The organism is Vibrio sp. Of14-4, from assembly GCF_022347625.1.
Classification (GTDB): domain Bacteria; phylum Pseudomonadota; class Gammaproteobacteria; order Enterobacterales; family Vibrionaceae; genus Vibrio; species Vibrio pristinus.
This window is the reverse complement of record NZ_JAKRGI010000010.1, coordinates 51,296-65,795: the sequence shown is the minus strand read 5'-3', so window position 1 is coordinate 65,795 and position 14,500 is coordinate 51,296. Positions and strand designations below refer to the sequence as shown.

The following is a 14,500-nucleotide window of genomic DNA, read 5'->3' as shown; positions in this document are numbered from 1 at the left end:
TTTGTGTAATTCATATAGAATTTGTTGTAATGAATATACAGTTAAGGCTTGATCTTTTCATAGCTTAACCCCATAAATGTAGCTATAAACATAACCCTTACGAGGACTATTATGAACAGCCCTATGTTTACACGTTCTACAAGTGCAACTAACACACTTGAGATCAATAAAACCCTGAAGAACACTTATTTTCTTCTTTCCATGACTTTGGTCACTAGTGCCATTGCAGCGCTTGCAACAATGGCAATGGGCCTTTCTCCTATGATGGCACTTGTTATGCAAGTAGCAGCTATCGGTATTCTTTTCTTCGCTCTACCAAGAAGCATCAACTCATCTATGGGTATCGTATGGACATTCGTGTTTACAACATTGATGGGAGGCGCTCTTGGCCCAATGCTGAACCACTATGCGTCTATTCCTAATGGACCATCGATCATTGCTCAAGCACTAGGCCTAACGGGGATGGTATTCCTTGGGTTGTCTGCTTATACAATCAGCAGTAAGAAAGATTTTTCTTTCATGCGCAATTTTCTTATCGCAGGACTGATTATTGTCATCGTAGCAGCAATCATTAATATCTTCGTTGGCTCTACTCTAGGTCAGCTCGCTATCAGCAGTATGTCAGCGCTTGTTTTCTCTGGTTTTATTTTGTACGACACAAGCCGTATTGTTCGTGGTGAAGAGACTAACTATGTAAGCGCAACAATTTCTATGTATCTTAACATCTTGAACTTGTTCACTAGCTTACTAACGATTCTTGGCATTATGAATGATGACTAATTACTAGACAAATTATGCTTTGTTACGGCCCAGAGGTTGAATCTTCTGGGCTTTTTCTTTTTACATGTTGCGAAACGCCGCTGAGCTGAGCTACCCTATCGACTCTACAACACCAAGAATTGAATGACATGTTTGAGTACAAAGGCAAAACCGTTCACACCGACAACGAAGGATACCTTCTTAACCATACCGATTGGGAAGAAGGTATGATTGCGTTGCTTGCAGAGCAAGAAGGCATCGAACTGACTGAAGCGCATTTAGAAGTGGTTCACTTTGTCCGTGCTTTTTACGAAGAGTTTAATACTTCACCTGCGGTAAGGATGCTGGTTAAAGCAATGGAAAAAGCGCATGGGCCAGAGAAAGGTAATAGTAAGTATTTATTCAAGCTCTTTAAACAAGGCCCAGCCAAACAAGCAACAAAATTGGCAGGCTTACCAAAACCCGCAAAGTGCCTATAAAATATCAAAGTCTGTAATTAGCTGATAAGGTATACACTCCGACTCAACGGATTCTACCGACGAAGTTTTAGGCCCGTTTTGTAACCATTGTTCCATCTCAACCATTTTCTGGCTATGTCCACAAATCACCACTTCAACCTGTCCATTGGTGAGGTTTTTCGCATAGCCTGTTAAGCCAAGTTTCATAGCTTTCTGAGATGTGTGATAGCGAAACCCGACGCCCTGTACACAACCACTTATGAGAAACCTTTTGCACTCAAAATCCATAATGATATACCTATACAATGTACTGTTATAGTTAATCGACCTCGTAACTTTCTAGCAAAATTATAAAAGGCTTTATTCAAATAAGCATATTCCAATCCTAACTGGTGGTTTTGTTTGATTTTCTTATAGACTTCCACCACAATACCCGACCTTTAATATTCAAGTGAGCAACATCATGACCCCAGCTATTTATCTAGAAAAAGGCCGAGAAAAGTCGCTAAAGCGCAGACATCCTTGGGTTTTCTCTCGAGGTATAAAAAAAATAGAGGGTGAACCTTCGTTAGGTGAAACAGCGGATGTTTTTGCTCATGATGGAACTTGGCTGGCAAAAGCTGCCTACTCTCCACACTCGCAAATTCGTGCAAGAATTTGGAGCTTTGAGAACCAAGAGATAGATTTAGATTTTTTTGTGCAGCGGATCCAGCAAGCACAAGTACTTCGTCAGGATATTATTGAGCGAGACGGTCTTACAGGCTATCGCTTAATTGCCGCTGAATCTGATGGGTTGCCGGGCATTACTGTCGATAAGTACCAAGATTACTTGGTATGTCAGCTATTGAGTGCCGGTGCCGAATACCAAAAAGACACTCTGATCAGCGCTCTATTAACTGTGTTTCCGGAACATAACATATATGAACGCTCAGATGTTGCGGTGAGAAAGAAAGAGGGACTAAGTGAACGCGTTGGTGTGTTACGTGGTGAAGAGCCTCCAGAGTCCGTTGTTATTGAAGAAAATGGCATTAAGATAAGTGTAAATATTAAGGCCGGCCATAAAACAGGATTCTACCTCGACCAGCGCGATAGCCGCCAACAGGCCATCAAATATTGTAAAAATAAGGAAGTGCTCAACTGCTTTTCTTACACAGGTGGCTTTGGTTTATATGCATTGAAAGGTGAGGCAAAACGCGTTATCAACGCTGATGTATCTCAACCCGCACTGGATATGGCAAAACACAATGCCGAAATTAACCAGATTGATATTTCGAAAAAGCGTGCCGTTTTTCTCAACGCGGACGTATTTAAGTTGCTGCGTGAATATAGAGATCAGGGAACAAAATTCGATGTCGTGATCATGGACCCGCCCAAATTTGCCGAGAGCAAAGCACAACTCAATGGGGCATGTCGGGGCTATAAAGATATTAATATGCTAGCTATGCAAATCTTAAGAACGGGTGGAACACTGCTAACTTATTCTTGTTCTGGGTTAATGGACCAAGTGCTTTTTCAAAAAATCATTGCCGATGCCGCGGTTGACGCTGGTCGACAGGTCAAGTTTGTTGAACGTTTTGAACAAGCGGCCGACCACCCAACAGACACAGCCTGTCCAGAAGGGTTTTATCTAAAAGGCTTTGCCTGCAAGGTCATCTAGACAGAAAATCTGGTTTTTTATTTAGCTTTAACGATAACAGTGCTACCCTAATCCATAATTACCATGAAGAGAAAAACGCGATGAGCAACTTAACTTCTGACATTCAAGCGAACCTAGAGCTTTTTGTAGCGGACACCAAACAGAACAATTTAGTTTGGGGGCTTCGTAACGAAGAAGGATGGCTATCATGCGACTCCACTGAGTTTGAGAATAGCGAAGTTATGCCATTCTGGTCGGCAAAGGAAGATGCGCAAGCGCACAATGTCGAAGAGTGGGCCGATTTTGAGGTATTAGAAATCCCACTCGATATTTTCGTCGAAGATTGGTTACTCACTTTATCAGAAGATGGTGTTTTAGTTGGTACCAACTGGAATGCACAATTGGAAGGTAAAGAAGTTGAACCTGCTGAATTGGCAAAAATGTATCTAGGTTAAATAAGCTACTTCAAATTGCCCTCATAGATTTTATGAGGGCACATTTATATAGTTTTTAGACAGGCTGCTGCTTTTTAACCAAAGAAGCCATAATAGCCTCACGGTCATTTAGGTAATCCTCTAATCCTGCTTTTCTGAGCCCACACGCAGGACAGTCTCCACAACCATCACCAATGACACCGTTATAACAAGTTAACGTTTTCTCTTTCACCAAATCGAGAGCCTGGCACTGATCTGCAAGCGCCCAAGTTTCCGCTTTATTTAGCCACATCAAAGGAGTAGAAATTTTTAACTGGTATTCCATACCTTGTGCAAGAGCCGTATTCATGGCTTTAACAAAACTGTCACGACAATCAGGATAGCCAGAGAAATCTGTTTCACATACCCCTGTAATGATAGTGCTTGCGCCAATTTGGTATGCGTAAATACCCGCAAGTGTTAAAAATAAAATATTACGACCGGGTACGAAGGAGTTTGGTAAACCATTGTCCTGCAGCTCATGAGAGACTGGAATGTCATCTCGAGTTAGCGAGCTAATCGCCAATTCATTAAGGAGACCGACGTCCATAACTTTGTGAGCCGTGACCCCCAGCTCTTTAGCTAAACTTTGGGCGACTTCGATTTCTAGTCTATGCCTTTGTCCGTAATCGAAAGTAATAGCATGAACTTCATCAAACACATTGAGGGCCTGAACTAGGCAAGTCGTAGAATCTTGCCCTCCACTGAATACGACTACAGCTTTTTTCATTCTTCTTATGTCCTTTAAGCAATGTTCAAATATTTGTGGGATTGAATTGAAAGTCGCCAGTTACGCTCGATACAGGTATTAATACAAAGTTGAGTTGCTCGAGGTTTCTGGCTAATGGGTTGCAGTGCGATCACTGTGGTCTCTGGCACGCTGGCTCGCACTATTAGCTCATCTAAGTGTTCAATATCTTTGGTTGTCCCTACCGGATGTTTGATCTCATTGGCTCGTAACAATGCACTATCCAGCACAGGAAGCTTTCCTTTCATCGCTACTTTTGGTGACACTGTCACCCAGGTCTTCTCGCTGGTTAATACCTCGGATGTACCACTGGTCTCCACTTGGCAACTGCATCCAATATTTTCAAAGGCTTCAGTGAGTGGTTGTAAATCATAAATACATGGCTCTCCACCTGTAATCACGATATGCTTAGCTTGGTAACCCAATTGATGATATTGATCGATAATGTCAGAACTGGCAGCACTGCACCATGTAGACGAGTCCTTTGTTTTAGTCAGAATTTCATTTAAAGGGCGCTCGTCTTGAGGGGTTGCGTCCCAGGTATGCTTAGTATCACACCAAGAGCAACCAACAGCGCATTCCTGTAGGCGAATGAATACAGACGGTACCCCCGTAAATACACCTTCACCTTGTATGGTTTCAAACATTTCGTTAATTTTGTACAACTTTATCTCAGCCTAAATCATCATCTGTGCAATGCCGGACCGAGACCTTAAATGACTGCAACACGAAGGTCAACTAAATCAGAATGAGAAAAAACCACAATCTTTTTGTGTTGTGTTTGTCACGTATCGCCAACAAATTGATTGGCCGAGAAAAAGCAACGCTAACTGATTGGTTTTCGTAACCAGTGAATATGATTTTGGAACGCTAAACCCTTGTATAAATCGAGTGCGACGCGGTTAAAGCCCCATACCTCGACAAACACTTGTTTGACGCCATACTCATCAAAACGATGTTCCAAATCATGATATAGCTGTGTCGCAATACCAAACTTTCGCATTTCAGGCATGACATAGAGTTCATCTACACTTCCCATCTGAACCGGCTTACTCACACTTGAGGTTAGCTCACAAAAATGTCCTGTAATAAAGCCAAGGATGCAATCGCCGTTGCAAGCAACCAAGACTAAACAATCGGGCGAGTTGATATAACGAGTAATGCTTTTTTCCTGCTCTATCTCTTGAGCGGTTTTAAAGTGTTCAGGGCATTGGTGATGGTGCTCATCATGAAGCCTGAACATTAATTCATCGAGCTGTTCTACATCCTGAGTTTGTGCAACTCGAATTGTGATGTTTTTCATAGCCCACCTTATATAAAATAATCACAGAGCTTAGTACACCAAGTAGCTCAATATACTAAAGGCTACTTGGTGGTTATACAATGCGTTAATCTAGCGCTCTAGTATTTTCTCTATTTCCACTAAACTATTTGGATCGTCAATTGTAGAAGGAAGGGTATACTCTTCCCCATCGGCTATCTGTCGAATGGTCTTTCGCAAAATTTTACCCGACCGAGTCTTTGGTAAGCGCTCAACCACCAAAGCTTGCTTGAAACAGGCAACCGCACCAATTTTGTCTCGTACAACATCAACAATTTCGTCTTCCAGTTGATTGTCATCCACTTTAACCCCATCCTTGAGCACCACAAGGCCCAAAGGCAATTGTCCTTTTAATTCATCGCTGACCCCCACTACGGCGCATTCTGCAATAGCTGGATGTTCAGCAACCACTTCTTCCATCTCCCCTGTTGATAACCTATGCCCTGCGACATTAATTACGTCATCAATCCGGCCCATAATGTACAAGTATCCATCACTATCAAAATAGCCGCCATCGCCACATATATAGTAACCGGGAAATACATTTAGGTAACTAGATTCGAACCTTTCATGATTGCGCCATATCGTAGGCAGACAACTTGGGGGTAAAGGACGCTTGATGGCAATAAAGCCTTGCTGATTAGGCCCTAAAACCTCTCCTTGTTCATTAAGTATTTCGATGTTGTAGCCTGGTACTGGTTTAGTTGATGAGCCAGCCTTAACTTTCATGGGCTCAAGTCCGATAGGGTTTGCGACCATAGGCCATCCCGTCTCGGTTTGCCACCAATTATCAATGATGGGTTTACGTGTTTTTTCTTGTGCCCAAGCTAAAGTTGGAGGGTCAAGCCTCTCACCAGCCATGAAAATTGTGTGTAGCTTGGATAAGTCATGTTTTTCAATATGGACACCATCAAAGTCTTCTTTCTTTATCGCACGAAAAGCGGTGGGAGCAGCAAACAAAACATTGACTTTATGTTCTGCGCAGACACGCCAAAATGCACCAGCATCCGGCGTTTTTATTGGTTTTCCCTCATATAAGATAGTTTTACAACCATGGATCAAAGGTGCATAAACAATGTATGAATGGCCTAGTACCCAACCAACATCGGAGACGGCCCAATAAACGCCATCTTCAGCAACATTATAAATCGCGCTCATAGAGTACTTGAGCGCAACAGCATGACCACCATTGTCCCTTACAACCCCTTTAGGTTTACCTGTCGTTCCGGATGTATAGAGTATATATAAAGGGTCAGTAGCCAAAACGGGAACACATGAGTGAGGCTGGGCTTTCTCAACTTCTTGCTGCCAATCTAAATCATAAGGATGAGCTAACTCTGCTTGACACTCAGGGCGCTGGAACACAAATACTTTTTCAGGCTTCCAATGACTTTGTTCAATCGCTTTATCGACAAGAGGCTTATATGGAATCACTGTCGTGAATTCAATCCCACAAGAAGCCGTCATAATGGTTTTGGGCTGCGCATCATCAATTCGAACCGCAAGTTCATGGGGAGCAAAACCACCAAACACCACGGAGTGGATAGCACCTAGTCTTGCGCATGCCAGCATAGCCATTGCGGCCTCAGGGATCATAGGCATGTAAATAATCACACGATCGCCTTTTTCTACCCCTTGACTAGCAAGCATGCCAGCAACTTTCGATACTTGGTCTCGTAACTGATTATAAGTGTATTGGCTTTTATTTCCTGTAACCGGAGAGTCATAAATTAGAGCGACATTGTCACCCCGACCCTGCTCACAGTGATAATCTAGTGCCAACCAACATGTATTGAGAACACCATCGGTAAACCAGCGTTCAATGCCATTATTATCAAGCTCTAAAATCTTGGTAGGTTTTTTAAACCAATCAATATTGTTCGCTTGGCTTTGCCAAAAAAGTTTGGGATCTTCCTTGGCCAATAAATATTCTTTCTGATAGGCAGACATAACGTATCCTCCCGTATGTCCAGATAGGATTAAGGCCTGTAGTGACTTAACAGGCTTACTTTAAAAAGTATCGGAAGGAACACGAACAAAACCTTCCATAATGATTCGCGCACTTCGGCTCATCACTGCTTTTTCAACAACCCAACCTTTTTCATTGTGACTGGCAATAGCACCAACTTTTAGTACACCAGACGGGTGTCCGAATGTGATTGAGTGCTTTTCACCGCCACCAGCGGCCAGATTAACAAGTGTTCCTGGGACACATGAGGCTGAAGCAATGGCTACCGCAGCCGTCCCCATCATGGCGTGGTGTAGTTTCCCCATAGATAGGGCTCTAACAAGTAAGTCCACATCGCTTTCAGAAATGTATTTACCATTTGATGCGTGGTAGCTTTTAGGCTTAGAAACAAACGCTATTTTGGGCGTGTGCTGATGGTTTTCTGCTTCCTCAATATTGCTTATGAGCCCCATCTTCAATGCCCCATAAGCTCGGATCTTCTCAAACTTATCCAAAGCATTTAAGTCATTGTTTATTTCATCTTGAAGTTCAGTCCCCGTATAACCAAGGGAGTCGGCTTGCATAAATATGGTTGGTATGCCCGCGTTTATAAACGTAGCATTGAATGTACCAATCTCTGGCACATCGAGATCATCGATTAAGTTTCCTGTCGGGAACATATTACCTTTGCCATCTGCAGGTGACATAAAGTCAACAGGAATTTCTGCCGCAGGAAACGTCACTCCATCTAACTCAAAGTCACCAGTTTCTTGTACTACTCCATCTCTAATAGGAACATGAATGACGAGAGTTTTTTTTATATTGGCTTGCCAGACCCTGACCGCTACAGTTCCGTTCTTGGGGATACGCTCGGATGGCATTAAACCAGTGTGTATAGCAAAAGGGCCTACCGCTGCAGAGAGATTTCCACAATTACCACTCCAATCGACCAATGCCTTATCAATCGAAATTTGGCCAAATAAGTAATCTACATCATGATTAGGTTGAGTGCTTGGGGAGAGAATGACAACTTTGCTGGTACTCGACGTTGCGCCTCCCATACCATCAATATGTTTAGCATAGGGATCAGGGCTGCCAATTACCCGTAATAAAAATGCATCACGCTCTTTTCCGGGCACTTTCGCTGCAGGAGGTAAGTCGCTTATATTGAAAAAAACGCCCTTGCTCGTCCCGCCGCGCATGTAAGTTGCCGCGACCTTTATTTGATTGGTTTGAAGATTCGCCATTATTCCTCCTACTGAGCAAGAAAATCTTGAGCAAAACGCTGCAACACACCACCAGCCTCGTATACCGAGACTTCATCTTGCGTATCCAAACGGCATGTCACCAAAGTCTCCATGCATTCACCGCTTTTGCGTGTAATGATTAAGCTAAGATCTACACCTGCCTGAATGTTTCCAACTATGTCGTAAACTTCACTGCCATCAAGGTTGAGTGTTTTTCGGTTTTCTCCCTGTTTAAACTCAAGGGGTAGCACTCCCATCCCTACAAGGTTTGTTCTGTGAATCCTTTCAAATCCTTCGGCAACAATCACCTCAACACCAGCTAAACGAACTCCTTTCGCAGCCCAGTCCCTCGAAGAGCCTTGGCCATAGTCTGCCCCTGCAATAATGATTAAAGGTTGCTTTCGACTCATATAAGTTTCAATTGCTTCCCATATACGCGATATTTCACCCTCAGGCTCAATACGAGTGAGAGAACCTTGCACCACCTCGCCATTTTCGCGAACCATCTCATTGAAAAGTTTAGGGTTAGCGAACGTAGCTCGCTGAGCAGTAAGGTGATCCCCTCTATGTGTTGCGTAGGAGTTAAAATCTTGCTCGGGGACCCCCATGCTTGAAAGGTACTCTCCAGCTGCACTTGAAGCGAGTATGGCATTGGAAGGTGATAAATGATCTGTAGTGATGTTATCCCCTAATACGGCTAACGGCCTCATTGAAGATAATGTTCGTTTACCGGCTAACGCACCTTCCCAATATGGGGGGCGGCGTATATAGGTACTCATCGGGCGCCAATCATACAGAGGATTGCTATTGGCTCGTTGATCATCAAGTTTAAACATCTGTATGTAGACTTGTTTAAACTGCTCTGGCTTGACGTACTCAGCGACAGTGTGGTCAATTTCTTCATCACTAGGCCAAAGATCACTAAGATAAATAGGTTGCCCGTCAGAGCTGTATCCTAGCGCATCGCGCTCAATATCAAATCGAATTGTCCCCGCAAGGGCATAAGCCACTACTAAAGGGGGAGATGCTAAAAACGCTTGTTTAGCGTACGGGTGAATACGGCCATCGAAATTTCGATTACCAGACAGAACTGCGGTGGAATATAAGTCTCTGTCGATAATCTCTTGCTGAATGTCAGAGTCTAAAGCACCACTCATGCCATTACAGGTGGTACAAGCATAGCCGACTATTCCGAAGCCCAACTTCTCCATTTCGGGCAATAGCCCTGCCTCTTCAAGGTAGATTTTAGCCACTTTTGAACCGGGCGCAAAAGAGGTTTTTACCCAAGGTTTTCGCTCAAGTCCTAACTGATTTGCCTTTTTGGCGACAAGTCCAGCAGCAACAACATTTCTCGGGTTACTTGTATTCGTACACGAAGTGATCGCAGCAATAATAACTGCTCCATCGGGTAATCGACCTTCTGAATCATCCCACTTCCCAGCAATACCTTTTGCACTGAGCTCTGAGGTCGGTAAACGGCGGTGAGGATTTGAGGGACCCGCTAAGTTACGTGTCACTGAAGAAAGATCAAACTCCAACAAACGTTCGTATTCAGCTTCCTGCAAGTCGCTCGCCCAAAGCCCTGTTTGCTTGGCGTATTTTTCAACTAGTTCGACTTGTTGAGAGTCACGTCCTGTTAGTTTGAGATATTGGAGTGTTTGCTCATCAATATAAAACATACCTGCCGTTGCGCCATACTCAGGCGTCATATTAGAAATCGTTGCCCTATCACCGATTGTTAAGCTACTTGCGCCTTCGCCAAAAAATTCGAGGTAAGATGAAACCACCTTAGCGCCACGCAAAAATTCCGTAATGGCCAAAACGATGTCTGTCGCAGTAACTCCGGGGATGCGTTTACCCACCAGTTTTACACCAACTATCTCTGGTAACCTCATCATCGAAGGGCGACCTAACATGACTGTCTCTGCTTCTAGGCCCCCTACACCAATTGCTATTACGCCAAGCGCATCGACATGAGGAGTATGGCTATCCGTACCAACACATGTGTCGGGAAATGCGATGCCATCTTTGGCTTGAATGACGGGTGACATTTTTTCTAGATTTATCTGGTGCATAATGCCGTTGCCTGCAGGAATAACGCTGACATTTTCAAACGCCGTTTTGCACCACTCAATGAAATGAAAGCGGTCTTCATTTCTGCGCTCTTCAATGACTCGATTTTTTTCGAAAGCGTCAGGGTCAAAACCACCATGTTCCACCGCTAATGAGTGATCCACGATCAATTGCGTCTCGACAACGGGATTAACTTTCGCAGGGTCACCACCCTGCTCAGCGATGGCATCGCGTAACCCAGCTAAATCTACCAAAGCAGTTTGACCAAGAATGTCATGACACACTACCCGAGCGGGATACCATGGAAAATCCAAATCTCTCTTGCGTTCGATTAACTGTTTCAGTGATTCGGTCAAAGTTGTTGGATTACACCGGCGCACTAATTGCTCGGCAAGTACACGGGAGGTATAAGGCAAGCGGTCATAAGCTCCGGGAGAAATATCGTTGATGGCTTGGCGCGCGTCAAAAAAATCCAAGCCGAATCCCGAAAGCGGCTTACGATAATCAGTGTTAACAGTACAACTCATTGTATTACTTCCATCTGAATATCACTCTGGATAGTCGTCAAAATACCTCAAAGTGATAGCAATTATGTTTTTGGGTGACCTTGATAACAGCTGTGAACCTGTTAAACGGTCAGCTGATAAAAGACCTAAGCCTAGAATGTATGACTCTGTCTAAACCCATAAAAATAAAAAGGCTTGATACAGAAACACAAGCCTTGGCAACACAGTGAGATTTCCTATCTTCTATCGATAGGTAGCCATTCTTGTGCGTCTGGCCCTGTATAATCTGCGCTAGGGCGAATAATACGATTGTTTGCGCGCTGTTCAAACACATGAGCAGCCCAGCCAGTTAAACGACTCATAACAAATATTGGTGTGAACAATTTAGTGGGGATATCCATAAAGTGGTAGGCTGAAGCATGGAAAAAGTCAGCGTTACAGAATAATCCTTTTTCACGTTTCATAACGGTCTCTACTCGTTCAGAAACAGCGTATAAGTGATTATCGCCAACCTGTTCTGACAACTCTTTGGACCAACGTTTAATTAATGCGTTTCTTGGATCACTCTCTCTATAAATCGCATGGCCAAAACCCATGATTTTATCTTTGTTGGCCAACATTCGCATGATATTAGACTCAGCCTCTTCGGGAGTTTGCCAGTCTTGGATCATATCCATTGCCGCTTCATTGGCACCTCCATGCAAAGGCCCTCTTAACGTGCCAATTGCAGCCGTAATACATGAGTGAATATCAGAAAGGGTTGATGCACATACTCTCGCTGCAAAAGTCGACGCATTAAACTCGTGTTCTGCGTATAAAATAAGCGAGCAATGCATGACTTGTTTGTGCAATTCTGTTGGCTCTTTATCTGTCAGCATTTTCAGAAAATAGCCACCAATACAGTTTTGTGATTGATCTTGAGTATCAATTTTGACGCCGTCATGACTAAAACGATACCAATAACAGATAATTGCAGGAAACAACGCCAACATTCTCTCTGTCGCATTAAGTTGCCCTGAGAAGTCAAATTCTTGTTCAATGTTTCCTAAAACAGAGCACCCGGTACGCATCACATCCATAGGGTGTGCGTTGCGTGGGAGAAGCTCAAGCGCTTTTTTAACTTCTTCTGGTAAACCACGAAGGCTTATCAGACGTGTTTTATAAGCATCTAGTTCTTGCTGAGTAGGGAGGTGCCCACGCAATAACAGATGTGCGACCTCTTCAAACTGTGCATTGTTAGCGAGGTCATGAATATCATACCCTCGGTAGGTAAGACCGGTTCCTGTTTTACCTACTGTACATAAAGCTGTGCTTCCAGCACTTTGGCCTCTCAAGCCTGCGCCACCTAATTCTTTAGTTGACATATCGAACTCCTTTTCTAGTTGGCAATTTAAATGTGCTTACTAGTCACCAAACTCATTTAAAAATATTGAATAATTGAACTTTTTACACCGTGTCAGTCACTTTCTTGCGAGAAAAGCTTGTCTAATCTCTGTTCATAATCATGATAATTAAGATGATCATACAATTCACTTCGCGTCTGCATCATACCAATGAGCTCCTCCTGATTGCCCTCTTCTAAAAGGTGAGAATAAACAGTTTCTGCAGCTTTATTCATGGCACGAAATGCACTGAGTGGGTACAACACCATATCAACGCCTACTTCCGCAAGCTGCTGGGTGCTAAATAAAGGAGTCTGACCAAATTCAGTAATATTAGCTAGTATTGGGACATCTTTACCTATGGCCTGATAAAGAGCTTTGGAGAATTGTGCATACTGCTCGAGTTTGTTCATTGCTTCTGGAAACACCATATCTGCCCCAGCCTCAACGCAGGCTATCGCCCTATCTATTGCTTTGTCCATCCCTTCGACTGCTAGCGCATCTGTTCTGGCCATAATGACAAAATTTGAATCTTGACGGGCATCGACTGCCGCTTTAATACGGTCGACCATCTCTTGCTGGCTGACTATCGCCTTGTTGGGCCGGTGACCACAACGTTTTTGTGCAACTTGATCTTCCATATGTATTGCAGCCGCACCTGCTTTTTCCATTGCTTTTATTGTGCGCGCAATATTAAACGCGCCACCAAACCCTGTATCAATATCGACCAAAAGAGGAAGATCACACGCGTTGCTGATGCGTTCTACGTCCACTAAAACATCGTTAAGGGTGGTAATACCGAGATCCGGTAACCCATAAGAAGCATTGGCCACACCACCACCAGATAGATAAATGGCTTGATGCCCCAAATTTTTTGCCATCATTGCGCAGTAAGGATTGATAGCTCCAACAATTTGCAATGGAGTATTTTTTTCTACTGCTGCCCTAAACTTTCCACCTTGAGATAAACCCATGACTATTTCCTTCTAATCATTTTGAGTCACTATAATTTGTTGTTCTATTAACTTTCTACTGCCTGAAATGTGCCGTCTCATAAGAAGCTCAGCCAATTCTTCGTCACGATTTTCTATCGCTTTCAATATCAATTTGTGTTCGTTTAATGCTTCATGAGGCCTAGATTGAGAGCGGGGAGATTGATATCTGTACATGCGAAGTAAATGGTATAACTCATCACATAACAAGGAGATAAGTTTGCTATTACGACTGGCCAATATTACACGATAGTGAAAATCGAAATCACCTTGCTGGTGAAAATATGAGCTCCCCTCAACGTCATCAATATGCTTAGAATGTTTGGCGAGTAATGCCTCTAAGCCCAATATCTCGCTTTCTGATATATGCCTAGCCGCTAATCTAGCTGCCATACCTTCCAGTGCTTCTCTAACTGAATACACTTCCACTAATTTTTCAGCGGATAACTTAACTACTCTCGCCCCCACATGAGGAATTCGTTCGATTAACCCTAACCCTTCAATCCGCATCAGAGCTTCTCTCAAAGGCCCTCGACTCACGTTTAAACGTTTGGCTAAGTCGGGTTCAGAAATCTTGCTGCCAGAATGTATTGCTCCGATAACAATTGCCTCTATTAAAAGCTCGGTTAGATTTTCAGACTTAGTGCTTTCTCTCTCTGCGAGTCGTATTTTAATGCGAGACGTGAGTTCTTCATTCATGATTAACGAGTGGTCTTACTATATTGTCTACAATGTTATGGATTGAGTACGAAAATTCCAAGCTTTTACGCTTAAAACCAGATCATTGTCGACAATACTCCTCATGAGATGATGGATATCTATCATATGTCACATTTGCTAGAGATGATTTAAATTCATTACATAAACTTTTATGACTTGAGCTAGGTTTAGCACAAGAAATGATATGAACTCAAATGAGTATATCGCTAATATCTTTTGGTAAGTGCAGTAAGGAGA

Annotated in this window: 14 protein-coding genes; 4 read left to right on the top strand and 10 right to left on the bottom strand. The window is 43.2% G+C overall.

Features of this window, described 5'->3' with window-relative positions; all coding sequences use genetic code 11:
• The first annotated feature begins 111 nt into the window (after positions 1-111).
• Together MHN79_RS11290 and MHN79_RS11285 are read left to right on the top strand one after the other, a co-directional pair.
• Positions 112-780: a Bax inhibitor-1/YccA family protein gene (locus tag MHN79_RS11290; RefSeq protein ID WP_152430360.1), complete on the top strand. Its 669-nt coding sequence runs from the start codon at positions 112-114 to the stop codon at positions 778-780.
• A gap of 128 nt (positions 781-908) precedes the next feature.
• Positions 909-1,238 (top strand): TusE/DsrC/DsvC family sulfur relay protein, encoded by a 330-nt coding sequence (locus MHN79_RS11285; protein WP_114785757.1) that lies wholly within the window; start codon positions 909-911, stop codon positions 1,236-1,238.
• On the opposite strand, the gene yccX is transcribed toward MHN79_RS11285, so the two are convergent.
• Positions 1,233-1,505 carry an acylphosphatase gene (yccX, locus tag MHN79_RS11280; RefSeq protein WP_239172978.1) on the bottom strand — a complete coding sequence of 91 codons (273 nt, stop codon included), beginning with the start codon at positions 1,503-1,505 and terminating at the stop codon, positions 1,233-1,235. The two genes, MHN79_RS11285 and yccX, sit on opposite strands and share 6 nt — an antisense overlap.
• 175 nt (positions 1,506-1,680) lie before the next feature.
• Here yccX and MHN79_RS11275 point away from each other — a divergent pair, with 175 nt between their 5' ends.
• Entirely contained in the window at positions 1,681-2,874 is a 1,194-nt protein-coding gene (locus tag MHN79_RS11275; protein ID WP_239172977.1) for a class I SAM-dependent methyltransferase, read from the top strand.
• An 80-nt stretch (positions 2,875-2,954) separates the two neighbouring features.
• Complete coding sequence (locus MHN79_RS11270; protein WP_160927333.1) at positions 2,955-3,308, top strand: DUF2750 domain-containing protein; 354 nt, start codon at positions 2,955-2,957, stop codon at positions 3,306-3,308.
• A 55-nt stretch (positions 3,309-3,363) separates the two neighbouring features.
• On the opposite strand, the gene queC is transcribed toward MHN79_RS11270, so the two are convergent.
• The 9 genes from queC to MHN79_RS11225 form a co-directional block, all read right to left on the bottom strand.
• The gene (queC, locus tag MHN79_RS11265) at positions 3,364-4,056 is read right to left on the bottom strand and encodes a 7-cyano-7-deazaguanine synthase QueC (RefSeq protein WP_239172976.1); all 693 of its coding nucleotides are present in this window, start codon (positions 4,054-4,056) and stop codon (positions 3,364-3,366) included.
• 14 nt (positions 4,057-4,070) lie between these two features.
• Positions 4,071-4,739 carry a 7-carboxy-7-deazaguanine synthase QueE gene (gene queE / locus MHN79_RS11260; RefSeq protein WP_239172975.1) on the bottom strand — a complete coding sequence of 223 codons (669 nt, stop codon included), beginning with the start codon at positions 4,737-4,739 and terminating at the stop codon, positions 4,071-4,073.
• A gap of 161 nt (positions 4,740-4,900) precedes the next feature.
• The gene (locus MHN79_RS11255) at positions 4,901-5,377 is read right to left on the bottom strand and encodes a GNAT family N-acetyltransferase (protein ID WP_239172974.1); all 477 of its coding nucleotides are present in this window, start codon (positions 5,375-5,377) and stop codon (positions 4,901-4,903) included.
• 90 nt (positions 5,378-5,467) lie between these two features.
• Positions 5,468-7,345: a propionyl-CoA synthetase gene (locus tag MHN79_RS11250; protein ID WP_239172973.1), complete on the bottom strand. Its 1,878-nt coding sequence runs from the start codon at positions 7,343-7,345 to the stop codon at positions 5,468-5,470.
• A gap of 60 nt (positions 7,346-7,405) precedes the next feature.
• Complete coding sequence (gene prpF / locus MHN79_RS11245) at positions 7,406-8,590, bottom strand: 2-methylaconitate cis-trans isomerase PrpF (RefSeq protein WP_239172972.1); 1,185 nt, start codon at positions 8,588-8,590, stop codon at positions 7,406-7,408.
• Between the two features lie 8 nt (positions 8,591-8,598).
• On the bottom strand, positions 8,599-11,190 hold the full coding sequence (acnD, locus tag MHN79_RS11240) for a Fe/S-dependent 2-methylisocitrate dehydratase AcnD (protein WP_239172971.1): 2,592 nt from the start codon (positions 11,188-11,190) through the stop codon (positions 8,599-8,601).
• Positions 11,191-11,405: 215 nt separating this feature from the next.
• Positions 11,406-12,533: a 2-methylcitrate synthase gene (gene prpC / locus MHN79_RS11235; RefSeq protein WP_239172970.1), complete on the bottom strand. Its 1,128-nt coding sequence runs from the start codon at positions 12,531-12,533 to the stop codon at positions 11,406-11,408.
• A 92-nt stretch (positions 12,534-12,625) separates the two neighbouring features.
• Positions 12,626-13,525, bottom strand: coding sequence for a methylisocitrate lyase (gene prpB / locus MHN79_RS11230; RefSeq protein WP_239172969.1), 900 nt, complete (start codon positions 13,523-13,525; stop codon positions 12,626-12,628).
• 12 nt (positions 13,526-13,537) lie between these two features.
• The gene (locus MHN79_RS11225; protein ID WP_239172968.1) at positions 13,538-14,242 is read right to left on the bottom strand and encodes a GntR family transcriptional regulator; all 705 of its coding nucleotides are present in this window, start codon (positions 14,240-14,242) and stop codon (positions 13,538-13,540) included.
• Positions 14,243-14,500: the final 258 nt, after the last annotated feature.

Coding starts and splice junctions, on each gene's coding strand:
- MHN79_RS11290 (WP_152430360.1), top strand. CDS start 112: ATGAACAGCCCTATGTTTACACGTTCTACAAGTGCAACTAACACACTT.
- MHN79_RS11225 (WP_239172968.1), bottom strand. CDS start 14,242: ATGAATGAAGAACTCACGTCTCGCATTAAAATACGACTCGCAGAGAGA.
- MHN79_RS11250 (WP_239172973.1), bottom strand. CDS start 7,345: ATGTCTGCCTATCAGAAAGAATATTTATTGGCCAAGGAAGATCCCAAA.
- MHN79_RS11285 (WP_114785757.1), top strand. CDS start 909: ATGTTTGAGTACAAAGGCAAAACCGTTCACACCGACAACGAAGGATAC.
- queC (WP_239172976.1), bottom strand. CDS start 4,056: ATGAAAAAAGCTGTAGTCGTATTCAGTGGAGGGCAAGATTCTACGACT.
- prpF (WP_239172972.1), bottom strand. CDS start 8,590: ATGGCGAATCTTCAAACCAATCAAATAAAGGTCGCGGCAACTTACATG.
- prpC (WP_239172970.1), bottom strand. CDS start 12,533: ATGTCAACTAAAGAATTAGGTGGCGCAGGCTTGAGAGGCCAAAGTGCT.
- acnD (WP_239172971.1), bottom strand. CDS start 11,190: ATGAGTTGTACTGTTAACACTGATTATCGTAAGCCGCTTTCGGGATTC.
- MHN79_RS11275 (WP_239172977.1), top strand. CDS start 1,681: ATGACCCCAGCTATTTATCTAGAAAAAGGCCGAGAAAAGTCGCTAAAG.
- MHN79_RS11255 (WP_239172974.1), bottom strand. CDS start 5,377: ATGAAAAACATCACAATTCGAGTTGCACAAACTCAGGATGTAGAACAG.
- yccX (WP_239172978.1), bottom strand. CDS start 1,505: ATGGATTTTGAGTGCAAAAGGTTTCTCATAAGTGGTTGTGTACAGGGC.
- MHN79_RS11270 (WP_160927333.1), top strand. CDS start 2,955: ATGAGCAACTTAACTTCTGACATTCAAGCGAACCTAGAGCTTTTTGTA.
- prpB (WP_239172969.1), bottom strand. CDS start 13,525: ATGGGTTTATCTCAAGGTGGAAAGTTTAGGGCAGCAGTAGAAAAAAAT.